General features: G+C 45.6%; 21 protein-coding genes. 10 read left to right on the top strand and 11 right to left on the bottom strand.

The features are described from left to right. Nucleotides 1-263: 263 nt before the first annotated feature. From AC51G0_RS26505 to AC51G0_RS26495, 3 genes are all read right to left on the bottom strand, one after another. Complete coding sequence (locus AC51G0_RS26505; protein WP_496302558.1) at nucleotides 264-2,063, bottom strand: alpha-amylase family protein; 1,800 nt, start codon at nucleotides 2,061-2,063, stop codon at nucleotides 264-266. Nucleotides 2,064-2,143: 80 nt separating this feature from the next. Next, nucleotides 2,144-3,055 carry a MalM family protein gene (locus AC51G0_RS26500; protein WP_496302557.1) on the bottom strand — a complete coding sequence of 304 codons (912 nt, stop codon included), beginning with the start codon at nucleotides 3,053-3,055 and terminating at the stop codon, nucleotides 2,144-2,146. Nucleotides 3,056-3,185: 130 nt separating this feature from the next. Continuing rightward, nucleotides 3,186-4,472, bottom strand: a complete 1,287-nt coding sequence (locus tag AC51G0_RS26495) for a carbohydrate porin (protein ID WP_496302556.1) — start codon at nucleotides 4,470-4,472, stop codon at nucleotides 3,186-3,188. A gap of 368 nt (nucleotides 4,473-4,840) precedes the next feature. On the opposite strand from AC51G0_RS26495, the gene glgX reads away from it, so the two are divergent. Further along, nucleotides 4,841-6,790: a glycogen debranching protein GlgX gene (gene glgX / locus AC51G0_RS26490; protein ID WP_496302555.1), complete on the top strand. Its 1,950-nt coding sequence runs from the start codon at nucleotides 4,841-4,843 to the stop codon at nucleotides 6,788-6,790. 68 nt (nucleotides 6,791-6,858) lie between these two features. Here glgX and AC51G0_RS26485 read toward each other — a convergent pair whose 3' ends face one another. Together AC51G0_RS26485 and AC51G0_RS26480 are read right to left on the bottom strand one after the other, a co-directional pair. After that, a complete protein-coding gene (locus AC51G0_RS26485) occupies nucleotides 6,859-7,965 on the bottom strand; it encodes a tyrosine-protein phosphatase (RefSeq protein ID WP_496302554.1) in 1,107 nt (368 codons plus the stop codon). A gap of 87 nt (nucleotides 7,966-8,052) precedes the next feature. Beyond that, entirely contained in the window at nucleotides 8,053-9,690 is a 1,638-nt protein-coding gene (locus tag AC51G0_RS26480; RefSeq protein WP_496302553.1) for a glycoside hydrolase family 13 protein, read from the bottom strand. Between the two features lie 235 nt (nucleotides 9,691-9,925). On the opposite strand from AC51G0_RS26480, the gene AC51G0_RS26475 reads away from it, so the two are divergent. Then, nucleotides 9,926-10,834, top strand: a complete 909-nt coding sequence (locus tag AC51G0_RS26475; protein WP_496302552.1) for a LysR family transcriptional regulator — start codon at nucleotides 9,926-9,928, stop codon at nucleotides 10,832-10,834. Between the two features lie 126 nt (nucleotides 10,835-10,960). On the opposite strand, the gene AC51G0_RS26470 is transcribed toward AC51G0_RS26475, so the two are convergent. The 3 genes from AC51G0_RS26470 to glgC form a co-directional block, all read right to left on the bottom strand. Continuing rightward, on the bottom strand, nucleotides 10,961-12,847 hold the full coding sequence (locus AC51G0_RS26470) for a methyl-accepting chemotaxis protein (RefSeq protein ID WP_496302551.1): 1,887 nt from the start codon (nucleotides 12,845-12,847) through the stop codon (nucleotides 10,961-10,963). Between the two features lie 249 nt (nucleotides 12,848-13,096). Next, nucleotides 13,097-14,629: a glycogen synthase GlgA gene (glgA, locus tag AC51G0_RS26465; RefSeq protein WP_496302550.1), complete on the bottom strand. Its 1,533-nt coding sequence runs from the start codon at nucleotides 14,627-14,629 to the stop codon at nucleotides 13,097-13,099. Continuing rightward, nucleotides 14,619-15,836, bottom strand: coding sequence for a glucose-1-phosphate adenylyltransferase (gene glgC, locus AC51G0_RS26460; RefSeq protein ID WP_496302549.1), 1,218 nt, complete (start codon nucleotides 15,834-15,836; stop codon nucleotides 14,619-14,621). Before glgC ends, glgA begins: the two co-directional genes overlap by 11 nt. A 367-nt stretch (nucleotides 15,837-16,203) precedes the next feature. Here glgC and AC51G0_RS26455 point away from each other — a divergent pair, with 367 nt between their 5' ends. Then, nucleotides 16,204-17,613: an alpha-amylase family glycosyl hydrolase gene (locus AC51G0_RS26455; RefSeq protein ID WP_496302548.1), complete on the top strand. Its 1,410-nt coding sequence runs from the start codon at nucleotides 16,204-16,206 to the stop codon at nucleotides 17,611-17,613. 43 nt (nucleotides 17,614-17,656) lie between these two features. Here the strand turns inward: AC51G0_RS26455 and AC51G0_RS26450 are convergent, their stop codons facing one another. Next, complete coding sequence (locus tag AC51G0_RS26450; RefSeq protein ID WP_496302547.1) at nucleotides 17,657-17,938, bottom strand: PepSY domain-containing protein; 282 nt, start codon at nucleotides 17,936-17,938, stop codon at nucleotides 17,657-17,659. A gap of 335 nt (nucleotides 17,939-18,273) precedes the next feature. On the opposite strand from AC51G0_RS26450, the gene AC51G0_RS26445 reads away from it, so the two are divergent. Both AC51G0_RS26445 and AC51G0_RS26440 read left to right on the top strand, forming a co-directional pair. Then, a complete protein-coding gene (locus tag AC51G0_RS26445) occupies nucleotides 18,274-18,657 on the top strand; it encodes a hypothetical protein (RefSeq protein ID WP_496302546.1) in 384 nt (127 codons plus the stop codon). A gap of 11 nt (nucleotides 18,658-18,668) precedes the next feature. Beyond that, on the top strand, nucleotides 18,669-20,054 hold the full coding sequence (locus tag AC51G0_RS26440) for a class II fumarate hydratase (RefSeq protein ID WP_496302545.1): 1,386 nt from the start codon (nucleotides 18,669-18,671) through the stop codon (nucleotides 20,052-20,054). Between the two features lie 83 nt (nucleotides 20,055-20,137). On the opposite strand, the gene AC51G0_RS26435 is transcribed toward AC51G0_RS26440, so the two are convergent. Next, nucleotides 20,138-20,845, bottom strand: coding sequence for an EAL domain-containing protein (locus tag AC51G0_RS26435; protein ID WP_496302544.1), 708 nt, complete (start codon nucleotides 20,843-20,845; stop codon nucleotides 20,138-20,140). Nucleotides 20,846-21,254: 409 nt separating this feature from the next. On the opposite strand from AC51G0_RS26435, the gene AC51G0_RS26430 reads away from it, so the two are divergent. Continuing rightward, nucleotides 21,255-21,950, top strand: coding sequence for an HAD family hydrolase (locus tag AC51G0_RS26430; protein ID WP_496304214.1), 696 nt, complete (start codon nucleotides 21,255-21,257; stop codon nucleotides 21,948-21,950). Between the two features lie 74 nt (nucleotides 21,951-22,024). Here the strand turns inward: AC51G0_RS26430 and AC51G0_RS26425 are convergent, their stop codons facing one another. Next, a complete protein-coding gene (locus tag AC51G0_RS26425; RefSeq protein ID WP_496302543.1) occupies nucleotides 22,025-22,747 on the bottom strand; it encodes a DeoR/GlpR family DNA-binding transcription regulator in 723 nt (240 codons plus the stop codon). Between the two features lie 172 nt (nucleotides 22,748-22,919). Between AC51G0_RS26425 and AC51G0_RS26420 the strand changes: the two genes are divergently transcribed. The 4 genes from AC51G0_RS26420 (at nucleotide 22,920) to AC51G0_RS26405 (ending at nucleotide 25,784) form a co-directional block, all read left to right on the top strand. Then, nucleotides 22,920-23,558 (top strand): HAD-IA family hydrolase, encoded by a 639-nt coding sequence (locus AC51G0_RS26420; RefSeq protein WP_496302542.1) that lies wholly within the window; start codon nucleotides 22,920-22,922, stop codon nucleotides 23,556-23,558. A gap of 222 nt (nucleotides 23,559-23,780) precedes the next feature. Then, complete coding sequence (locus AC51G0_RS26415; RefSeq protein ID WP_496302541.1) at nucleotides 23,781-24,317, top strand: cytochrome b; 537 nt, start codon at nucleotides 23,781-23,783, stop codon at nucleotides 24,315-24,317. A gap of 2 nt (nucleotides 24,318-24,319) precedes the next feature. Then, nucleotides 24,320-24,889 (top strand): YceI family protein, encoded by a 570-nt coding sequence (locus AC51G0_RS26410; protein WP_496302540.1) that lies wholly within the window; start codon nucleotides 24,320-24,322, stop codon nucleotides 24,887-24,889. A 178-nt stretch (nucleotides 24,890-25,067) separates the two neighbouring features. Continuing rightward, nucleotides 25,068-25,784, top strand: coding sequence for a DUF2076 domain-containing protein (locus tag AC51G0_RS26405; RefSeq protein WP_496302539.1), 717 nt, complete (start codon nucleotides 25,068-25,070; stop codon nucleotides 25,782-25,784). Nucleotides 25,785-25,821: the final 37 nt, after the last annotated feature.

Here is a 25,821-nt window from a genome sequence, read left to right as displayed (position 1 = left end):
GTATGCAATGCTCACTTTGATCAGGAGAAGAATGATGAAGTTGAAAGCTCTACTTATTGCCATCAGCTTATTCTTTGCCAACGTGGCGATGGCTTCGGGACACTGCACTTGGTACATCGAAGACCGTGGATGGTGCACACCGTATTTTCCGACTAGTGACCCTTATCCATCCAAAAAATAATCTCGGTACAGAACAGTCTGAGAATGCAATAAAGCCGCTAAAGTTAGCGGCTTTATTCTGCATATATGCTTGTCTTGCGGTTTTAATCCAACTGAAGAACCAGTGATGCCAGTGGCGAAAGCATCAGATGCAATTCACCTTCCCCGTTGGTAACAGACAGTTTTACAACTTGTTGGCCGTATAACTGCTCAGCAAGCCAATATTCCCCATCCACCAACTGCCAACAATCAACCAACGAGGCAGGGAGTTTAATCTGAACCCTACCCTGATCTTTATCGGCAAAATTGGCCACAATCAGTAGCTTCTGCTTTTGGTCAAAACGGCTAAAGCAAAACAGCTGATCATTATAGCTAGCACTGTGTTCACGGTTATAGCTGTGGATTTCTTGATATTCCCCCACCACGGCAGGACTGCTTAATGAAAAAGTCAGCAAGCGCTGGTAGAAATCACGAAGATCACGCTCCTCATCGGTCAGTGATCCGCCATCAAACTCACCGTCGTTCATCCAACGTTGATGGTTAGGCACACCATAATAATCAAAAATGGTCGTTCGAGAGCTCAGGCCAAAGCCAGCATCATCGGCACCTGCCTCGCCCACCTCCTGACCAAAGTAAACCATAGTTGGTGAGGTACTGAGGGTCGTAGATACCAACATGGCAGGTTTACCTTTCTTGGCATCACCCGCAAACTCTGGACTCGCAACTCGCTGCTCGTCATGGTTATCCAAAAAGTGCAGCATATGGTGTTCAATGTCCGTCAATTGCTGCTGAACTTCAACAATAGCATTGGTAGAACCACGCCCCTGCATCACCAGTTTCAGTGTGTCATACAAGTCTACCTTATCGTATAAGTAGTCCATTTTTCCCAAATGGATATAGTCTCTATACAAATCAGGTTGATAAACCTCTGCCATCAAAAATGCATCTGGATTTGCCTGCTTGATCGATGAGTTCATATAGCTCCAGAACTCGACCGGTACCATTTCAGCCATGTCATAACGGAACCCATCAACCCCTAGATCAAGCCAGTACAAGGCAATGTCGCGGAACTTCACCCAAGAATCCGGCACTGATTTGCCTTGCCAAAACTCAAAGTGAGCCATGTGATCTTGCCTATCAAAACCTTGCGGAAGTTCATCAAAATCTTTGCTGCCGTCCGGCTTAATGCCATAGTTCACTTTAACTGTTTCATACCAGTCATCAAACTGTGGCTGAGCCAGGCGCGAACCATTGCCCGTCCATTTCGCCGGAAACTCCTGATAGGGAGTATCTAGATCGGAATGTCGCTCCCCGCCGAGCGGCAGGTAATCATTTTCGGCTTCCGGTACTTTAAATGCTTCTCCTGGGATATAGTAAAAGTTATTGTCACGGTGGTATTCAACCGTCAGATCATCGGACGCACCAAAGTCCTCGACACCGGCAGGGTTTGTCAGCCCCTGGTAACGCCGGGCAACATGATTTGGCACAATGTCAATAATGACCTTCAGCCCATGGCGGTGACTGCGTTCGATAAGCGCTTTAAACTCTTCTAAACGGTTTGCAGGATCAACGGCCAGATCAGGGTTAACGTTATAGTAATCTTTCACCGCATAGGGCGATCCTGCCCGCCCTTTTACTACACTGGGGTGATCCGCCTCGATCCCGAACTCACGATAGTCTCTTACCAAAGCATGATGCGGCACGCCGGTGTACCAAATATGGCTCACACCCAGTTGCTTGATCTCACTTAATGCTTTGTCAGTAAAATCGTTAAACTTACCGACACCATTTTCTTCCAACGTACCCCATGGCTTATTGGTGGTCTTGGTATTGCCGAACAAACGGGTGAATACCTGATAGACAACATACTTTCCAGGTACATTTGATTTAGTTAATTCAGTCATAAATAGTGAACTCAGAAGGCTTTATAACAAGAAATTGAAAGAGATAAGAACGGGCAGATGAGTATCTGCCCGTATAGTGTTTACTTTTTGATTAATTGAACAAAGGTAGCTTCAGCGGAGCTTGAGCCCGCACGTTTCGCTTCTTCTAGCAACTGAAGTGCTTTGTGCATATCATTCTTTTCAACAGCAGCCTTGATTTGGGCATTATAGAAAGCCTCGGTTTCAGGCAGCATTGGTGCAGTTGTGGCAGTAGCTGCCTTTTCTACGGTAGGTGCTTGTGTCGACACCGCAGCAGCAACAGGTACTGGTGCCACAACAGCCGCTGTGGCTTGAGAAACGGGCACAGAGGCAACGGCTTCATCCGCGCGGTATGAACGCAGGTTTAGTGGCTTCAGGTCTAACTCTAGCGAACCAAACTTCTGATGCTGGATCACCGGATCAATCACCATCGGGCGAGCTAGGCCAAGCTCCTCTGCTCGAATACGCTCTGGGTGAGGGATTTCAATCTCACCTTCTCGATAGTCCAAAGGTGAATATACCACCATATAAGGTGTTGTTTCCCTTTCCATCTCAAAACGATGCTGATAGCTCGAAAGCCTAAACATATCAGACAATTTAACGTCAAACTCATCAAGCTCGATGGTTTTCACTACTTCAAATTGTGGATCTAACAAAACAACCTTGGGTGCAAACACCCCCGTTGATTTCATCCAGCTTTTTAAATCAATGCGCATGCGCTCAACATTATTAGGTAAAGCAAACGCCGCAAAGTAGCTTTTCCCTTCAGCAAACTGACCCACCTGTGAGTAGCCATCAATTACAACATCAATTTCATTTCCTTGCATCGGAACCCAGGAGAACTCACTGAAAGCATTGCAACAAGCCGGGGCTGTTACCGTTACGTCTTTCACTGCCTCTGTAGAAGGAGTCGAAACACAGCCAATCAAACTTGCAGCAAGCAAAGCAGCAAGTGTGGTTTTAATTATTTTCATTTTTGATCTCCCATCCCTTTACAACACTTTTCGGGCATATATCTATTCACATCCGATTCAATCTACAGCAGAAACCAATAGATATATACTCAAAAAGGCAGCCCTTGGGCTGCCTTTAACACTGATTAGCTTAGAACCAGATTTCAGCGTGAACACCGAACACGGTTTCATCTTTCTCGCCGTCAATGCCCTTGTTACCCACGTTATCTTCTAACGCAGTCATGTAAGCAACGTATGGCTTGATTTGTGGACGACCGAAGTAGTCAGCGTTAACAGTGAAGATTGGTGCCGCTTCTACGAATACCCAAGAACCATCTTCATCGTGCCATTGCTCTGCTTTCTCCATAGAGTAAGATGCAGTTACTTCAAAGCGGAAGTTGTCGTTAATCTTGTATGATGGACGAGCTGCAAACATGGTACGCGAACCACCATCGTCTAGGCCCCAAGCACCAATTTCAATCATTTCCCAATGCGTGAATTCTGTACCTAGCTGAAGATTGTCAGATACATTCCATACACCGTAAGATGTGATGAATAGAGACTTGTCATCTTCTAGGAATGTGTCGTTCCACTCACCGAAGTTAACACCACGGTTTGTAGCCATACCTGTACCGTAAGCGATCCCCGTTTGCGACCAACCGTCTAAGCCGTAGTAGCTAGTGTTAAGCGTTACAGAAAGGCCAACACCTGATTCAGCTTCGTCTGCAGCACTTGAGTCATTTTTGTCTTGCGTCATCAATTTCGCATCGAAATCTAGACTACCGATACCAACATCTACACCGTAGTAGTAGAAATCTACAGATGTACGAGTCTTACGCTCAAGACTTGTGTCATTTACAGTATTTTTAGGGTCTGCAGAGACTGCTGCGATACCAAATTTGTGACCAGCTAGCTTAGTTTCGAAACCAGCACCAACACCAGATGACTGCTTCCAGAATTCGCCAGAAAGGATACCCGCAGAACGGTTTAGAAAACGTTGACCAGCCCAAACTACAGAGTCATCGCCAAGGTATGGCAGAGCACCGATTTCAACAAAAGCTTCTTTAATTTCAAACTGAGAATCAGTGTTGTTTTTCTGGTTACCAGACGATGAGTAAGCGTAAGAGTTACCATTACCGAATTCAGAACGAACATTGAAGTTAGACCAAGTGCCGTTACCGTATTCCGTGTGCTTCTTAATCACAAATTCAACTTGGTTCGTACTTTCACTTGTCGCAGAAGAACCTGCTACGTGGTAGTCACCTTTACTAAAAGTTGTAGCATCAGTGTTACCGTCGATTAGGCGGTAGTTCATAGAGCCGTAGCCGTGTACTTCCCAGCCATCAGTAATCACATCTGTTGCTGATTCAGCTGCTACGTTGGCGGAAGCTAGTGCGGTTAGTAAAGCCGCTGCTACAGGTACTAACTTGTGTTTCATAGGAATGTCCCTTTTAATTATTGTGCTGGCTGTCATCAAGCAACCTTTTCGGGACTCATATTCAGCTTTCATTCAGTCTTTCACATCATCCTAATACCGGGGGTAGTAGGGAGGAGTAGAGGGGCGTAGTAATTAGGGTGTAGAGGTGTTTCGTGATGCGCCTCACGAAGATCAGGCGTAAAGCTGTAATAAAAATACGAAACACAAAAGAAAAGTAAGATGCCAGTCACTTAATACAAATAATGGTGAAATATTTAGTTACTGAATTTAATTTTTACTTTTATCAAAAAAATCATTTCTTGACTGGTGGAATTTTCCCGATTTAATAGGGCATATAAATATGTGAAATAAGCAAAGAGATGTACAAAATGTTCGCTAAATTAGCTCAACCATTTCCTTTAGGGGCTACATTATGTGATCAAGGTTGTAATTTTTCTATTTACTGCCCAGAGAACAAAGAAATAAAATTAGTCTTGTTCAATGATGAAAATAAAAAAACAACCATTGAGCTCGACCAACAATACATGGGGATGCGTTACACGTTTGTTCCTGGCATTAAAGCCGGACAACTGTACGGCTACCAGTTAAATGACAAAGGTAAAGAAAGGCTCGTTCTCGACCCATACGCACAAGCGCTCAGTAAGACACCTTTTTATGTAGAGCCATTCAGTGCTGAACAAAGCTGGGAGTTTGCCAAATCTGTCGTTACCGACCATCAGTTTGACTGGCAAGACACTCTTCCCCCGCAAGTCCCTTACGAAGAAACAATATTGTGTGAAACCCATGTTAAAGGCTTTACCCAGCTTCACCCTCATATAGAAGAACAACATAGGGGTACCTACCTCGGGCTCTGCCACCCCAAAGCCATTGAATTCTATAAAGAGCAAGGGATCACCAGCCTTCAGTTGCTGCCAGTCACTTCCTGTATGTCTGAACCGCACTTGCTCAAAATGGATAAAGTCAATTTCTGGGGCTACAACAGCCTATGCTTTATGGCTCCTGAGCCGCGTTATGCGATAAATGATGCCGTTTCAGAAATGAAAGCCATGGTGAGAGAGCTACACAAACACGGCATTGAAGTCATTATGGATATCGTGTTTAACCATACCGCAGAAGGTGGAGAAGGCGGCCCACAATTCCATTTAAAATGTCTGGATAAAAAATACTACCTCCTCGATAGCAATAAGGACTACCTTAACTACACAGGTTGTGGCAATACGGTTGACCTTACCTATCAGCCAAGCCTGAATTTAGTATTGGATACGCTTCGACACTGGGTAAGCCATTATCAAATTGATGGCTTCCGCTTCGATTTGGCCGCCACACTAGGACGTGATGGACACAGGTTTGATCCCCAAAGTGCCTTCTTCAAGGCCATCGCCCAAGATCCGGTTTTACAAAAAGTGAAGCTAATCGCAGAGCCTTGGGATGTCGGCCCTGACGGTTACCAACTTGGGCATTTTCCTCGTGGATGGAACGAGTGCAATGATAAATTCCGCGATACCGTCAAAAGTTATTGGTTAAGTGACAAAAATAACGTCAAGGAATTTGCAACCCGGCTGATGGGCTCTCGTGATCTGTTCAGTGCAGGTGGCTGGCCAGATAAGCTTCCAGTCAATTTTGTTTCCTACCATGATGGCTTTACCCTGCGGGATTTAGTGTCTTACAACCATAAGCACAACCATGCCAACGGCGAAAACAACCGTGACGGTCACGGCGATAACCGCTCGTTTAACCACGGTGTAGAAGGTGAGACAGACAACCTGTCAGTACGGTATAAGCGAGAGCGCCAAAAACGTAACCTAATGACAACCCTGCTATTCAGTTTTGGTATTCCTCACTTACTTGCTGTCGACCTCTTGTCTCATACACAAGGCGGTAATAACAATGCCTACTGCCAAGATAATGAGATCAGTTGGGCCAACTGGGAACTATCAAACGCTGACAGCAACTTCAAAACCTGGCTGGCCGATATGATTGAAGCCAGAAAGCGTATCATGAGCCCATTTATACGTGCTTTTAGTGGCCCTGATCGCGGCCACCATCGTATCTATTGGCAGCGTTCAAACGGCCAGATAATGACAGCTGAAGACTGGCAGGGTCTTGAAGCCTTTGCCCTGTATCTCGGGCTCTATAAAAACGGCAAAGAACTGATGTTCCTAATCAATAGCTCAAACATCCCTACCCGCTACCGATTACCAGCGGGCAGCAAGTGGAGCATTGTCTGTGACACATCAGAATCTGTTATTGGTAGCCGGCAAACCCAGGCGACGTATATGCAGAGCGCCAAGTCAATTACCATTCTCTGCCGAGAGTAGCCAGCCCCCGATTCACTCATAACTAAACAAGCCCGGCAAACGCATTGCCGGGCTTGTTTTTACAGGTCCTAACTATCCGCCAGGTGTCGGTAAGCCTGTTTAATAACAGCCGGAGCCAAGCCCAATGAAAGGAGGTACTCTGTAACAATCTGGTGGCTATTTTCAAAACAGCCCTGCCCCAACGCCCGGATTATCGCATGCTCAAGCAAACGAAAACTTCGGAACTCTCCGATAGCCATCTCATTCGTTTGCAGATAATTGCGCTCAATCTGGGCCTTATCAGCCCCCATAAACAACTGCAGAAACGCGATAATCACTCCCGTTCGATCAGAGCCTAATCGGCAGTGCACATGGTATGGTGCTGGATTAGTGGCAATATGCTTTATCACCGTCCGGATAGCGGCTTGAAAACCCAGCTCCTCAGGGTTGAAACTCACATTCCTGTCAGACATGAAATACACCGTTTCATAAGCAACAGGGACATTTATAACCTGCCCTTGCCGCCATAGCGTTTTGTAATAACTCGACGAGGCGTACTCAAGGAAGTCAGCCAACTCTTGGGCCGTTTCTGAAAGGTTGATGACAGTACGGATATTGTTCTGCTCAATCAGCTGCATAGCCGTGTACTGACGCTCAGTTTCAATATCTTTGAGTTGCGGGTGGTTGTACCTAGAGGGAACTACCGGATGATAAGAACGATATAAGCTATGTTTCGCCAACTTGCCACCCTGCACCTCTCTGAAGTTAGCAAGTTCCCAATCTGATTGAAATTCATCTAATGCCGTTTTAATTCGGAACGAACTCTCGCTCTGTCGAATAATGTTATGCAGCTCTAGCTCAGCGATATCTTCCGGAAGCAATAAATAATTGTAGCTGCCATTATATTGATTATTGAAGCGATACCCCGCTGGGTGAGTATTGTCGTAGGGGATCGGTTGTTGTTTTCCCTCATCCCAAAAATAATATTCTATATAACCAGAATTACCAATTTTATTCACTACCTGACGAGTAATTCTTAGATGTAACCTACCCTCAGATTTTGAGAACTTAAACTTTTGACGTTTTTCCCAATTGCTAAATGTCCCTATTAAATAAATATGGCTTCCTTGTACTGGGATATCAAAGATAACATCATTGCCTTCATACCTATAATGCATCATGTTTCCTTTACTCATAAAAAAGGCTCTGTCCAAACAACTATTGAACAGAGCCAAAACAGCGAATAACGTTAACCGTGAATAACAATCACTATAGGCGGGCGCTTAAAGCAATAGCGTGAAAGACTCATAAGGCTTAAGTGTTACTGTATCATTCAGCTGTTGATGTGGTTCATAGTTGTAAATAATACATTCGGCTTGATCGGTCTGTAATGATTCCGGAACGGAGACAGTAACCACTTCACCGGTAAAGTTACTCAGCACAAACAGGCGCTGCTGTTCATCTGAGCGAATATATCCAAATACCTGCTCATGGTCTTCAAATACCGGTTCAAAAGCTCCGTGTACAATCACTGGCAAAGACTTACGCAACTGGATCAGTTTCTGGTAGTGGTAGAAAATTGAACCTTGATCTTCCAGTGCTGACTCAACATTGATCTCAGGATAATTAGGGTTTACCTGTAGCCAAGGCTGGGCCTGCGAGAAGCCTGCATTTAGTGCAGTACTCCATTGCATTGGTGTCCGGGCATTATCCCGGCTATTTTCATGAACGGCTGCCAACATTGATTCTGGAGATACGCCATTTTCCGTCCGCTCTTTATAGAAGTTCAGCGTTTCAATATCACGGTAATCATCAATGCTATCAAACGCGACATTGGTCATGCCAATCTCTTCGCCCTGATAAATATACGGTGTGCCCTTCATCATGTGCAGGGTGGTTGCCAGCATTTTGGCCGATTCAACCCGGAATTGGCCTTCGTCACCGTACTTAGAGACAACACGCGGCAAATCATGGTTATTCCAAAACAGTGAGTTCCATCCTTCTTCTGCCAGTTCAACCTGCCATTTGGTCAGCACTTTCTTGAACTCGGGCAGATTAAGATCAATTGGATTCCACTTGTCACCATTTTCCCAAGTCAGGGTAATATGCTCAAACTGGAACACCATCGAGAATTCATCACGCGCCGGATCGCTAAATAACTTGGCGATTTCAGGGGTAGCCCCCCACGTTTCACCGACGGTAAGCAGATCTTTACTCCCGTAGGTTGCTCGGTTCATCTCCTGCAGCAGCGGATGTAGCCTTGGACCGTTACCGGTAATGCCCTTATCTATTTCCTTGCCAATCAGGTCAATGACATCCAGACGGAAACCACCAATGCCCTGATCGATCCACCAGTTCATCATTTTATGCACTTCCTGCTGAACTTTCGGGTTTTCCCAGTTCAGATCAGGCTGCCTTTTTGAAAACAAATGGAAGTAATATTCACCAGTCAGTTCATCAAACTGCCAGGCACTGCCACCAAAGATTGACCCTTGTTCATCCGGAGCCGAACCATCATCTTTAGGCTGACGCCAGATATAGTAGTCCCGGTATGGGTTATCTTTCGACTTCCGGGCTTCGGTAAACCAAGGATGTTCATCGGATGTATGGTTTACAACCAAATCCATAATGATGCGGATATCGCGTTGCTTGGCCTCTGCAAGTAACTGCTGCATATCTTCCATCGAGCCAAATTCCGCGGCAATATCTTGATAGTCAGAAATATCATAGCCGTTGTCATCCATTGGCGAACGGTACACAGGGGATAGCCAAACCACATTAACCCCTAAGGTTTTGAGGTAGTCTAGCTTACTGATGATACCTTGCAGATCACCCATGCCATCATTATTGGAATCACAAAAACTGCGTGGATATACCTGGTAGACAACAGCATCGTGCCACCACTTTGGCGTTACTTTCATGGACAGAGGCTCCTTAAACAAGCTTCAGTTGAACAGTGATATCTTTAATACCGATATCATATTCCTAAGTTTCTCCACTTAAAAATAACTTGAACCACTCATGATATAGGTATTTTCTATATCATGACCATTTTAAGAGAAAAGGATCACATTTTTCAGCGGATCAGGATTCCCACCAAGATCAATAAATGTGAGACTTGTCGCCAATCTTCTCAGCCTGAAAAGTCATCGTCATATGGATAAAAGCTACAAACAGTTTCTTGTCGTCGCCGAACTTAAGAATATCAGCCTTGCGGCCAACCAACTGGGCCTGAGCCAACCAACCCTAACTAATACCATGAAGAAGCTGGAAGCGAATTTCGATGTCCCTTTATTTATTCGCAAGTCCAAAGGGGTTGAATTGACTGAGTACGGGCAACTACTGCAAGAGCAAGCACTTGAGCTACAACGCCGCCATGATGCATTACTTCACAAAATGGCTGATCTAAAAGAAAGGAAGACCGAAAAGATCAAAATGGGTACCGGCGATGCCTGGTGGGAAGTGTTTGTTAAACAAGCACTACAGCACTACAGTACCAATAACCCTTCTATCTCAGTCCAGCTTGAATTTGGCAACCACCTTAAACTAATGGATATGCTGGTTCATGGTCAGATTGACCTATTCGTCGGTCATGAGATTGTTGGCTTATCACGTCGCTGCAATGTCACTTTCATTCCGCTTCTTCAGGATAAAGAAGCCATGTTTGTGCATCAATCGCACCCCCTGCTGGTCAATAAAAAACAGGATGCAGATACGGAACTATATCCTTTGCTGCAGGTGACACCGGATTCAGAAACCTACCAGCACCTTATTGAAAACCCACAACCTAAGCAGTTAGAAAGGGAACGGAAAAAGGTATCAGAACGGATTGTTTATGAAATTAACTCACTGACTGCCAGTATTGATCTCCTTAGCTCAACAACGGCAATCATGCCCTATCCGATGAGTATGGCAGATTACTTTTCACGATCTAATATTGTTCCACTGCCGTTAGATCAATCGGGGCAAACCGGTACTGTCGGGATCTACCACCTAAATGAGGTGCTTGTCGAACACGTTAGTGATATCAAACACCAGTTGATCATCAGTGCACAGCAGGCTTAGGTATAACTTCAAACTGTGTTATGCCAGTTCGACCTACCACACACATACCAAAAGCCCACGGCACTGAATGACGGCACCATGGGCTTTCTGAACTAAGTTGATCAGCGGCGGTAAAACAACGCTGTTTTACACAACAAACGTCGCCACTTTATCGTTCAAACTTGCTGCCTGAGTACTGAGGTGTTCAGCCTGCTGACGAGCACTTCTAGCATCATCAGCCAGCTGATCGGTCACGTCTTTAATCGTGGTCGTATTTTGAGTAATTTCATCAGTAACATGGGTTTGCTCTTCGGCAGCAGTTGCAATTTGTGTCGCCATATCGCTGATCAGAGCCACAGAATCATTAATTTGCTCTAAAGCCACTGTTGCCTGATCGGCATCTTCCACCGAACACTGTGCCAACTGCGAGCTTGTTTCCATCAGATTTACCGCTTTGGCTGTCGTTTGCTGCAAAGTAGCAATCATGCTCTGGATTTCTTCCGTCGATGTATGGGTTCGCTGAGATAATACGCGGACTTCGTCTGCGACAACCGCAAAGCCTCGCCCCTGTTCACCCGCGCGGGCAGCTTCAATTGCCGCATTCAATGCTAGTAGGTTTGTTTGTTCTGCAATACCCTGAATAGTTGACAGAATACTGTTAATACCCTGCGCATGGTCATTAAGCTCACTGATCACGCCAGTTGCTTCGTTCACCTCTGTTGCCAGGTTATTAATAGACACTTTGCTCTGAACCACCAATTCACGTCCACTATTGGTATGCGATGTTGAGTCTTGGGCTGCTTGTGCAGTCTGCTCTGCATGAGATGCGATTTCTTGAGTGGCCGAGGCCATCTCAGTTACCGCCGTCGCAACCATGGTTATTTCATCTTGCTGACGCTGTAGATCATGAGCCGACTTATCTGCACGTTGCTCGCTCGCAATCGATGCCTCACTAAGATCCATCCCTTGGGTACGAATGTGCCCAATCAGCCTCTGCAGGCTTGCCACAAACTGGTTGAAATTGGTTGCTAGCTCTCCGACTTCATCATTGCTATCAAGTTCAATTCGCTGAGTTAAATCGCCCCCGCCCTGGGCAATCATTGCCAAGGCATTCGACACCAGCTGCAGCGGCCTGAATAAATAGCTGCATAGCAGGTTGAACATGAATACACACACAACCACCACCAGCAATGTTGTCAGCATTTGCTCATATAGCGCGCTGTATAGAGGCGAAACTACTGACTCATAATCAATAACAACCACCGTATTGAGGTTTTTACCGGCAATTGGTGCAACGAACACATAGCTTTCATGACCATTAATCACCTCTTTTTCAATATGCCCTCCACGAGCCAGTTTGTTAAGGAGCGAATTAGTCAGATCACGATCTTTAGCATTCACCGGCTTGTTCAGCAAAGACGTATCGGCATGAGCAAAAATGTTACCTTCGGCATTAGCTATAAACATATAGCCCTGGCCAGGCAAAACAACTTCATCAAGCTGCTTGATAATATCGGCAATTTCAACATCGGCACCCAATACTGCCTGCTGGCCGAAGATAGTCAGCGCTTTGCCCATAGAGACAACGCTGGCTCCAGTGGCAGCTGCGGTGGTTGGGTTTTCAACTGTTACCCGGCCATTTTGCCCTATGGCATTTTGATACCAATGCCATTGGCGTGGATCATTATTGCCAACGGGAAGCTGAACATGATTGGCATTCACCTGCGTGCCATCAGTAAATGCCAGAAATACGTTATCGAAACTGGCAGAATCTCGAACCTGGCTGAGGTGTTCAGGGAGTGATTCAGCCGTAATATTGGTCGGCAGAGCCGACAAAGCGGCGGCCTTTCCATCGACCCAGTCTGAGACATAATTATTATAAGCCGATGCAACACCACGTAGCCGATCGTTGAGATCGTCATCCAACCGGCCTAATGAAGACATAAAAGAGAGTGCAGTAACAAGCATGCCGCCAAGGATGATGGCGATACTGGCTGAGCTGGCCAGTTTCTGCCTGAGTGTCAAATTAAACATCGATAACCTTTCGTTAGTTTTTACAGAGAGTTATTGAACACAGTGATACTTTATTTTCGATGCGAATTATCGCATTTGTGCGACAATTTTTATACTCTTAGTTTCTTATTTTTAGTTTTAATATGAATGAGTTAAAGATGACGTGCTTTTATAGCGGCATTAAAAAAGCCCTCAAGGTGAGGGCTTTAAATAAGAAAGAAATACTAGCTGATACTTATACCATCATCGTAAAGGGGCTATAAAACAGACCTACGATTCCAGCGACGATTCTGAACTCGATACAGTGGCTACCAAGCCTTGCTCCTGCCCAAGGTACATACTGACATACTGCTCAGCCGACTCTTTCCACTCAAACTTACAGGCCATCGCATTTTGTTGCAGGCGCTTAAATTCTTGCGGCTTCTGACAATAAAGCAGCAAGCTGCGCTGAAGTTTGATCAGGAATGCTTCCGGGGTCGGAGCATCAAAAATAAAGCCCGTCGCAACTTGAGGCGTCTGATCATAATCAATCACGGTATCTTTAAGGCCACCAACACCACGGACAATTGGCAATGTACCGTATGCAAGGCTATACATCTGGTTCAGGCCGCATGGCTCAAACTCAGACGGCATCATAAAGAAGTCGGCACCCGCCTCAATGCAATGAGCAAGCGGATTGCTATATGCTTCGACAAAAGCAAACTTCTCTTTATGAGTGTCACTAATTTCCCGAAGCGCTGCTGCCAGCTTAGGATCGCCCGTACCAACAATCGCAACCTGAACATCATTCATCAGAAAGTCTTTCAGAACCGGGATCAGGTAATGAATACCTTTCTGTTCCGTTAAGCGACACACCATGCCATAGAGGGGCACATCTTCAACAGGCAAACCAACTTGCTGTTGCAGATCACGCTTGCAAGCTTTCTTACCACGGGCAAGGCTGATTTTATTGGCTTTAAAGCTCTGTTTGATAAACGGATCCGTTTCAGGGTTCCAATCTTGATAATCACAGCCGTTGACAATACCGTACAGATCGCTGGCGCGAGACTGAAAATCAGCTTCCATACCATGCGACCCTAAATGTGTTAACAGCTCTGACGCATAGTTCGGACTGACTGCATTCACCTTATCGGCATACGCCACACCTGCTTTCAGCATACTAACGTGCGACGGATCAATCTCCGCATTGATATAGCGACGCTGGATCAACTCTGGGATCAAGCTGTACTGGTCGTAATTAAATACGCCCTTAAACACGGCATTGTGAATCGTGAGCACACTTTTTGTCTGGGCAAAAAACGTATCGTCGACATAACGCGTACGAAGCAGGAAGGGAACCAGCCCAGTATGCCAATCATTGCAATGAACAATATCGGGCTGAAAACCCAGCTTTTCACACAAATCCAACGATGCCGCACTGAAAAACGCAAACCTTTCACCGTTGTCGGTATAGGCCTGATTATTCTCTGCGTACAGCTCAGGGCGCGCAAAATACTGAGGCGCATCAACCGCATAGACGGTGACACTGCCACTTTCCAGCTGTTTCACCTGGTAGTTCACAGGCGCTGGTTGCGATGCGACATAAAGCTCGGTTTCAAGCAGTGATTGAGCCTGCTCAGCACCAGCTACTTTCTGGTAAAGTGGCATCACAATACGCACATCATGGCCCATTTCTTTCAACGCCGAAGGGAGCGATTTAGCAACATCCGCCAACCCTCCGGTTTTGACCAAACCTTCTACTTCAGAGGCAACAAATAAAATCTTAAGTTGCTTTCCTGACGTCGGTTTTTTACTAGTAACCAATTTTTGCTCCTTTTGGTATCACGACAATTCCTTCGTCTGACACATGGTATTTCTGCTTATCTTCTTCGATGTTTTCACCGATGATCGTACCAGGTGCGATTTGAACATTTTTATCGATAATAGCACGGCGTATTGAACAGCCCGCACCTATCTTCACGTCACCTAAAATCACAGACTCACTGATCGTGGTGCAATGGTCAACATTCGTACGGAAGCCTAATACCGACTTATACACTTTCGCGCCACGGATATAACTACCGGCCGAAATCATGCAGTTATTGATATCAACTTTGCAATCCTCGCTATCAAGCACAGTCGCTGGCGGCAATGGCGGATAAAAGGTGTGTAGCTGCCATTGACGGTTATACAGCGAGAACGGCGCGTCTTCAGACAGCAAATCCATATGTGCCTGCCAGTAAGACTCAATCGTACCTACATCGCGCCAGTAGCCTGTGCTCTTCTCTCCTGGAATAACATTGGTGGTGAAGTCATACACAAACACCTTACCCAGCGGGAATAGCTTAGGAATAATATCTTTACCGAAGTCATGGCTCGACTGCTCGTTGGTTGCATCTTCCTCGAGCTCTTTGCTCAGTACACCAGTCTCAAAGATATAGTTCCCCATTGAAACCAGCGCATGCTCCGGATCACCCGGTATAGCTTTCGGGTTTGCAGGCTTTTCTTCAAAACCGACCATGCAGCCGCTTTCATCAACTTCAATAACCCCAAAGGCACTCGCTTCACCCAATGGCATACGCAATGCAGACACGGTGAGATCGGCTTTTTTCTCTAAGTGGAAATCAAGCATCTGCTTAACATCCATTTTGTAAATATGGTCACTGCCGAAAATACAAACCTGATCAGGCTCTTCAAGCTCAATGAAACGCAGATTCTGATAGATAGCATCTGCTGTGCCATCATACCAGCGCTTACCCATCCGCATCTGAGCCGGAATAGGGTCGATAAAACGCCCCGTAATACCAGAAACATTCCAGCCCTTTTTCATATGTACATACAGTGACTGAGATTTGAACTGCGTCAGCACATAAATCTTCATGAGATCGGCATTAAGAAAGTTATTTAATGCGAAATCAATAAGGCGGTAACTACCACCAAATGGCACAGCAGGCTTAGTACGTGTATCTGTTAGAGGGCGCAGACGCGAGCCTTCTCCACCTGCCAAAATCATTCCTAAAACACCAGCCATGGTGTACCTCCTTGTTAGTAAGCAATTAAGCACATATATATCATACTTCCATGCTTGTTGAGAATGCTTTTGCACTGAAAGTTGATTAATAAGTTACAAATATAAAAATTTATTACATTGTTCACAATTATTGGTATGACAACTACGCCTTTCACATCACTGACAGCTCATCGCCCGCTTTATTTATTGAGGCAAATTATCAAATGCAACATTTTATATAATTGTCATATTTTCCAAACCGCCCGAGTTTACTGGCTAAACGCCCCTACTCCCCCAACCTCATACCACCTTAGGCTTTGAAAAGCTGAATACTTTTTCATCCTCAGCCAGTAGACTTTCCATAGTTTCATTTATGGATGAAAAAACGATGACGACGAACGTTTCAATTAATCGATCGTCAAAGGCAACCAATGTAATACTTCATGCCTTTGACTGGCCTTACAGCCGTATCACTGAACATGCAGAAGCCATTGCCAAGACTGGCTTCAGGGCTGTATTAGTTTCGCCGCCAATGAAGTCAGAAAAATCGGAAACAGGCACCCCATGGTGGCAAAGATACCAGCCACAAGACTACCGGGTTATTGACAATCAACTCGGTGATACCGCTGATTTCAAACGGATGACAGAAACATTAAGACAACATGACATACTGGTTTATGCCGATATCGTGTTCAATCACATGGCCAATGAGTCCGATCTGCGTAGTGATCTTGATTACCCTAACACCAGCATTTTGCAGGAATATGAAGACAAAGAAGAATATTTCGAATCAATGAAATTATTTGGTGATTTGTCTCGCCCCGTTTTTACCGAACATGACTTTGTTAAAGCGTTTCCGATCCAAGATTGGACAGATCCATGGCAAGTTCAACATGGTCGAATCAGCAGCGGACGTGAAGATCCGGGCTTGCCGACACTCAAATGCAGTGAAAATGTTGTAAAAATACAACAACACTACCTCAAAGCACTAAAGCTCTTAGGTATAAGCGGTTTTCGGATAGATGCAGCAAAACACATGACCCTTGAACACATTCAACAGGTTTGGGATAAGGATATCAGTGAAGGAACCCACATTTTCGGTGAGATTATTACTAATGGCGGTGCTTCTAAAAAAGAATATGAGCTATTTCTTAAACCTTACCTCGAAGATACAAAGCTAGGTGCATATGATTTTCCTTTGTTCCACTCACTGTTCAATGTGTTTGAAAAAGACCATTCTATGTCGGAGCTCATCAACCCCTATTCTGTTGGTCAGGCACTTGCTTTCGATAGGGCTATTACCTTTGCCACAACCCATGACATCCCAAACAACGATGTTTTTCTCGATCAAGTCATGTCTGAGTACAATGAGCGGCTCGCATACTGTTACCTGCTAGGTCGCGACGGTGGGGTTCCGCTGATTTATTCGGACTTGGATACCAGCGGGATCGTCAATGACGATGGGCAGCCCCGATGGCTTGATAGCTGGCATGACCCGCTGCTGGCCAAAATGATCCAGTTCCATAACCTGGCACATTGTCAGTCAATGCACAGTTTTGAACATAGTGACGATCATCTAATGTTTAGCCGTGGTGATACCGGTATTGTTGTTATCAACAAAGGGACAACGACAAAGGAAGTACAACTGCCACAAGGGCAATATGTTGATTTGCTTGAAATGGAAGGCGTCCAATTAAGGTTGACGGCAAAAAGCAAGAATAGCACTGAAAACAAAGAGGCGGGTTATTACCAGCTGGAGCTTCCTGCTAAGTCCTGTGCAATGTTAGTCAGGACCTAGCAAAAAGGGAGAGTTAATAGGTTGGTAGTCTGGCGCTATCAACCTAATCATTATCAATATCGATAACCTTTCCTGTATAGAGATCGATCTCAAGTTCAACCTGGCGGCCACTTTTATCACGAGCTTCTACTTCAATTTCATTTTCATCCCGCTCAACTTTGATCTTTCTGAAATCATGATAGCCCTGGCTTTGTAACAGCCTCATTGCCTTAGGCACTGTCAACGCACTAGAAGTTGTCGCTTCAACGGGATCTGCCAAAACCGGCGTAACAGCCAGCAAGCCTCCTAGAAACATCCATGGCGAAATACCTCTTAATACTTTCATACAACTTCCCACAAAAAGTACGTAATAGCGTCATCATACCAGAGCAAGCAAAATATCCATCACCGCCAACAGAAGATGATTGTGAATCAGGTCACGTAAAATGCTCTTGCTAGCTGAATACCTCTTCTTCACAGCATAACAACGGAGAAGTTAATAGCATGGGCAAATAGTGAGAACCCTGACGATTAACATGCTGGACATCCCTGAGACGCCGAGTAAAGAAAAAAGCAAAATAGTATAAACTTAAACATGCACTGTACGCTGACCTTGCATACCAATCACGTAAATGATAATAATTATCAATACAGATATTGAGAAAGGGTTAGGAACGTCAGATGGAAAAACAAGCATTGCTCTACAGTATGTACTTCAAAGCAGAAGAGCGATTTCTAACTCACCCTGTCGTGCCCGGTTTTGAGCCTGATATTATTATCGATTTTATCCAGTCAGGGCTTAATCTCGCCTCATTCTATTGCCGCCACTCACCAAATCATAATCCGTTATTACAAGAGCTTTTCTTGCGTCGAGTGTTTTTCCACCTTATTGACGCGGTTAACCATAAAGGACATTCACGCATTTTTCGACGCATATGCATCGATCACCTGCACTGTCCCTTATTGGCATTAAAAAAATACTACGGCCAATCGGCCGAGGGCGAAAAGCAGCTCCAGTCTCTACAGCGAGATCTCTTGCACATACACAATAACTCCGGACTCTAAGGATTATCATCATGAATTCTCGTTATCGTATAGAAAAAGATAGTATGGGAGATGTTCACGTCCCACAAGATGCTCTCTATCAAGCCCAAACCCAACGTGCTGTCGACAATTTTCCGATCAGTGGTATCACCATGCCTAAACAGTTCATTCAGGCACTTGCTTTTGTCAAACAGGCAGCCGCCCGCAGTAACCTGGATCTCAAGCTACTGGAACATGATATCGCACATGCCATTATCGATAGCTGCCAGGAAATCATTGACGGTAAACATTTAACCCAGTTCCCCATTGATGTGTTCCAAACGGGTTCTGGGACCAGCTCGAACATGAATGCCAACGAAGTGATCGCAACCCTGGCCACTCAAAAGTGCGGAAAAACAGTCAGCCCCAATGACCATGTCAACATGGGTCAAAGCAGTAATGACGTCATTCCAACCGCCATCCAGGTCAGCGCTGCCCTTGCCTGTCATTTCCAGCTGTTTCCCGCACTAAACCACCTTATCGACACCATAGAAAAGAAAACAGAGTTAGTTGGCCATGTAGTGAAAACAGGCCGTACCCATTTGATGGATGCGATGCCAGTTACACTCGGCCAGGAACTTCAGGGCTGGAAAACTCAACTGGAAAAAGCACAACTTGGTATAACCCATGCGCTAGAAAATGTAACAGCGCTAGCGCAAGGCGGAACGGCGGTTGGAACAGGGATCAATGCAGAGCCAGAGTTTGCGGCGATGTTTGCTAACAATATCTCCGTATCTACCGAAATCAGCTTCTCTTCGAGCGACAATTTCTTCTACAACCTAAGCAGCCAGGATGCCATTGTCTCCCTATCGGGACAACTCAAAACAACCGCTGTCGCCATGATGAAAATATCCAATGATTTGCGCTGGATGAATTCCGGCCCGCTTGCCGGGTTAGGGGAAATAGAACTAGAAGCACTGCAACCCGGATCTTCTATCATGCCAGGCAAAGTTAACCCCGTTGTGCCAGAGGCCGCGGCAATGGTGGCAGCACAAGTCATTGGCAATGATGCGACAATTACCTTGGGAGGACAATCTGGCAATTTCCAGCTCAATGTCATGTTGCCGGTGATAGCTCTCAACCTCATCCAAAGTATCGAACTGCTAGCCAATGCATCAACACTACTGGCGGATAAAGCTATTGGCAGCTTTACTGTTCGTGAAGATAATTTGCAGCTCGCATTGGCTAAAAACCCAATCTTGGTGACTGCACTTAACCCTGTTATTGGTTATTTGAAAGCGGCTGAGATTGCCAAGAAAGCCTATAAAGAGCAAAGGCCAATTATCGATGTCGCGGAAGAAGAGACAGAGCTAAGCCGCTCTGAGCTAGAATCGCTTCTCAACCCAGAAAAATTAACCCAGGGTGGCGTTGCCCATTAACCCCTGTTTCATTTTTCTCATTTTCTGCTGGCTGAGCAGAAAATGAGAAGTTCAGCAACGCTGTTAACCATTCACGATGTCCCTCAAACAGGCTCAAACTGACGAGGAAGGTTGTGAACGAGCTCTGGTCGACCAATGTAGTAACCTTGCATGTAGTCGACCCCCAGCTCTTTTACTGTCACAAAATCGCGATAGTTTTCAATCCCTTCAATCAACACCTTGGCATTCATCTCATGAGCCAGCCGGATAACAGCTTGCAATTCCTCAGGTTTACCCGCCATGAAATCAGCCAGCAAGCTACGATCAACTTTAATAATATCCGGGTTAACATTCCTCACGCGGCTTTCTGATGACGCGTCAACACCATAATCATCGATAGCAATACGGAACCCATGGCGCTGCATACTCTGCAGCGAGTCCACCAGCATTTTGTCGTTGGCACAAGCGTGCTCCAGGATTTCAAAATAAATCCGACCAATCGATAAACCAAGCTCCTTGACCCTTGCGATAAGCGAGTGATAACCAAGCTGTTGGCCTGCGGTATCTAACGCAGCGATTGGGGTAATATTCAAAAACAATGATCCTTTGGATACAAAATGCGCAAAATTGCGTAGATGTATGACCCGAGCTAAACGATCAAGATTGATTCGGTCATTGGTATCCATGTAGTCAGTACTAAAAAAAGGACCGGTTTTTAACAACTGGCCATCGCTGTTATAAATGCGCAGCAAGGCTTCATAACCAAACAGCTCCCCTGAAGAACAGACAATCGGCTGGAAAGCGCTCTTCATGATATAGCCCTCATAGATGGCGCTATAGCTCCCAGCACCGGATTGAATCAGGTACCGTTCAAGCTCATCCCTTGTTCTTAATATTTTAGCCACTGACTATCCGTACTTGCCGAGGTTATAAAGGTAAACATAATTATTCCTGCCTGCTTTCACAGCAACTGTTCGAGAAGTTAGAAAGCAGCTCACATATTTTTCTCTGGACTATACAGATTTCTCTGAACTTAATGCGTCTCATAATTGAGACAACACTTGAACTTCAGCTAGTTATGATAGCCGATGCAATAGGCCATGTATCTCCTGCCTTTAAAAATACACCAGAATGAAAGGTAACTGTCATATTCCTTATCTATGCTCACGCTTTATAGACAAATAACTAATGAAACGACTGAAGGAAAGTAGTTTGGCACACATGAATCAGGCTATGAACAGCAAGCCATTTCTGGCGATATTCGATCTTGATGAAACCCTTATTGCCGCTGACTCTGCTAGCCTCTGGAGCGAGTTTATTGTTGCGAAGGGTCTTGCATCTCAATCGCTGCTTGCAGAAGAACAAGCGTTAATGAAAGCCTATGCAAAAGGCACGCTGGACATGAATGCCTATATGCAGGCGACGTTGAAGCCTATCGTTGGCATGGATAGCAATACGCTGGCTCAGCTGGTTGCTGAGTTCATTGAACAAAAAATTAAACCCGCTTTATATACTGACGCCATTGCCCGAATAGAATGGCATAAACAGCGTGGTGACAAGATTGTACTGATTTCAGCGACAGGCGAACACCTAGTAAAGCCTATTGCCGATATGCTCGGGGCTGATGATGCCATTGCCATTAACCTAGAGCAGATTAATGGCATATTCACCGGAAACACAACAGGTACACTCAGCTATCAACAAGGAAAGGTGGTTAGAATGAAAGCATGGCTCGCCGATCAGGATATCCAGTTCAAAGGCAGTTACGGCTATAGCGACTCAATCAATGATTTGCCTATGCTCGATGCCGTAGACCGTCCGTTCGCTGTCAATCCCGACCCAGCACTGGCTCTCCATGCCCAGATGCAGGATTGGACTATCATGGACTGGCGCCATGAGAATAATATTTTGCGCTAAACATCTAAACCATGACGCAACTTACTAAGGTAAGCTCTAGGTTAGGGCTTACCTATTCCCCCTGAAAATATCCATCATTTCGCCTTAATGATTTCGACACCGGCTTCTGCCAACTCTGCCAGGACAGCGTCACTTGCGTCAGCACTGGTCACAAGTGCCGACAGTTTATCGCACGACGCGATAAAGTGAGTGCCCACTTTATCCAACTTGCTGGCTTCAGCAAGTCCCACAACCTGCTCAGACTGTGCAATCATCACTTTCAATGTCTGTGCTTCTTCCAGGTTATTGATCATTAACCCGGCACTGGTATGCAAGGCAAATATACCAAGGAAACAAAGGTCAAAGTGTATCTCCTGCAACATCGCATTGGTTGCTGCCCCGACTGACATAACCGCAGGCTTAAACACTCGCCCACCTACCAGGATCAGCTCGATATTCTCATGTGAGATAAGCTGGGTAGCAATCAGCGGGCTTGGTGTCACCACCGTAAATGGAAAATGGGTCGGCAAATTCTGGGCTATATGCAAGCAAGTAGAGCCAGAATCAATCAACACAGTTTGCCCTGGCTTAATAAAAGACAGCGCTTCATGGGCAATCGCTTGTTTCGTTGGGTCAATATCATCTTTACGATCACGATAATCGATCAAATCATGCTGACAAGGCAATGCGCCACCATGTACCCGACGAAGCAACCCTTGCTGGGATAGGCTGTTCAAATCACGCCTGACGGTATCTTCAGAGACACCTAGCTGCTGACTTAACTCGGCCGCATACACTCTGCCCTGCGAGCGTAGCATCTCTAGAATCCTGTTTTGCCGTTCTTCTAGTAACATTTTGCTGGCCTCTGCATGTTTTTACATGATTTTACTGATTTAAAACCAAAACTCCAGTTGTAAATCGGCACTTCAATGCGCTAACATGCGTAGAAGGAATGATGAGATGCATGCTTGTGCTGGTTTTGGAGGTATTATGATTGATGTTCAAGCAATTCTCTTTGATTTAGATGGCACCCTTGTCGACTCAACATCTTGTGTCGAAGCCGTTTGGACAACCTGGGCAGAACAACATGGTATCAATCGGGAAAAACTGCTAGCAGAAGTACACGGCTGTCGAGGCATCGAAATCATTCCCAAATTCAAACCTGAACTCGATGCACGAGAGGAAAATGAAAAATTACTGAAACTGGAAATCCAACATGCCAGTGGGGTAACAATCATACCTGGTGCTGAGCCCTTGCTTAATTCGTTAGAAGGGTTGCCATGGGGGATCGTCACCATGAGCACGAAAGAGCTAGCACTTGCCAAGCTAGCAGCCACTGGCCTTCCCGTTCCTGATGTGCTTGTCACAGCCGATGATGTCATCGATGGCAAACCTGCCCCAGAGTCTTATCTTTTAGGCGCCAAACAATTGGAAGTCGAACCTTCGCAATGTTTAGTCTTCGAAGATGCCATATCAGGAATAAAGAGTGCAAAAAATGCTGGCATGCAAGTCATCCAAATATTATTTTCCGGCCATAGTGATATTCAGCCTGGTATTGCCCATGCTACAAAAGACATGACATCCGTTTCGGTACTCACAACGCCTCACCACCTAACTGTTAGCCTATAATTACAAAATAAACAGTTAGTTAGACAACATATACAGAGCGGCTCCTATGCATTTCCCCCTGCTGGAGCTGCTCGCCCCCCGCAATAATCTCAGCCTTTAAGCCTCTCTTAAATTAGTTCATTCAAATTATTTGATGTTGTTGTTCAACTGCCGCGACTTATGTTTCGCGGAATAAAAACTAGAATAAAGCTATTCAACATTGGAACAGATTGATTTGCCGCAATGAACAATGCACCGAAAAAATATGATTGGCTCTCTATCACTATTCACTGGCTATCTGCAGTCGTGATCATCGGCTTGTTTGCTATTGGGTTATGGATGGTTGATCTGAACTACTATTCACAATGGTACAAGCCTGCTCCCCACTGGCACAAATCAGTGGGCCTCTGCTTGGCCTTTGTGACCCTATTCCGCCTGACTTGGAAACACCTCAAGGGTCATCCTGCCATTGAAGGTGCCGGCTGGGAAATATTGGGGGCAAAACTCGCTCATTGGGCTATCTATCTCATGCTATTTGGGCTCTTTTTCTCAGGTTACCTGATCTCGACTGCCGATGGCCGGGCAATTGATGTCTTCAACTGGTTCTCGATACCGGCAGCTGGCGAACTGTTCTTAAACCAGGCAGATATTGCCGGAGAGATCCACTATTACCTTGCATTCGGCCTGATCGGGCTGGCTGCGCTACATGCACTTGCTGCTTTAAAGCATCACTATATAAACAAAGACAATACGTTAAAAAAAATGTTGGGAGTAAAGTAAACATGAAAAAACAGCTACTGGCTCTAGGTCTGCTAACGGCATTCTCTATCCCGTCTATTGCTTCAGCAGCAGACTATGCCATTGACACAAAAGGCGCTCATGCGTCAATTAACCTGAAAATCAAACACCTCGGCTATAGCTGGATTCAGGGGCGCTTTAATACCTTTGACGGTAACTTTAGCTACGATCCAATGAATATTTCAGCATCAAAGGTTACCGTGAATGTTGACACCAGCAGTTTTGACACCAACCATGCCGAGCGTGACAAGCACGTACGCAGCGATGATTTCCTTGATGTGAAAAAATACTCAACAGCCACCTTTACCAGTACCAAAGTCGAACCTAAAGGCAATGGTGAAATGACCATCAGCGGCGACCTTACCCTTCATGGCCAAACCAAACCTATTGCCATTGATGCCCAGTTTGTTGGCGAGGGAGAAGACCCGTGGGGCGGCTACCGCGCAGGTTTTTCTGGTACGACCCGCATTGAGCTGAAAGACTTCGGTATTCAGGTAATGGGCGAGTCGAGCTACGCCGATCTTGAGCTGCATGTCGAAGGTGTTCGACTGTAACAGCAACAAGACTGACCTTTTCTTAAAATCCGGCTCTTGCCGGATTTTTTTTGCTTCTACATACTGCAAATACGGAGTGCAAAGATAGTTACGTATAGTAACAGATTGAAATATGCCCTCTGAGCTAGGATGATAGTCATAACAACAGCGTTATCACGTTGAAGAGAAGGTAAAGAAAATGACACCACAAGAAAAAGAACTGATTCAAAATGTCGCCAACAAACTAAAACAGAGCCCGAAGAAAACCAAGGACTCTGAAGCCGAGCAACTGATTGGTGATGAAATCGGTTCCCAACAAGATGCTATCTACAAACTCACCCAGGCCGTTCTGGTACAGGAAATGGCACTCAAGGAAATGAAGCAGAAAAACGAATACCTTGAGAAATGCGTCGAACACCATAAGTCAGAGTCAAATCGCGGCGCGCTCAGCAAGATGATGGGTGGCAACCGACCAGCCCCTCAGCCGCCGCAGCCGACCCACCAACCAAGTGCGTTTGGTAGCTTTATGCAAACAGCAGCAAGCGTTGCCGTTGGTATGGTAGCTGGTAACATGATCAGCAACGCCCTATTCAACAATGATGAACCTGCTGCTGACGCGATGGCAGCAACAGACGCCGCCCCTGAAGCGGCAATGGATGAAGGTTTGGCCTCTGCAGAAGAAAGTGCTGGCGGCTTCCTAGATGACTCAACGGGCTTTGCGTCGGAATACACCGAAAACAGCGGCGGTTTTGGTGATGCCGGATTCGGTGACTCAGGCTTTGGAGATGCTGGGTTTGGTGACGCCGGATTCGATGATAGCTTTGCCAATGCCCCTTCGGATGAAGGCAGCTTGGGCGGTGATGATAGTTTCTTCGGTGGTGGTGATGACTTCGGTTTTGGTGACGAAGACGTTTAGAATCACTGTTAACTATTCGAACAAGGGCAGCCATATG

This window comes from Photobacterium sp. HL06 (genome assembly GCF_059552575.1).
This window is presented reverse-complemented; position numbering and strand designations above follow the sequence as displayed.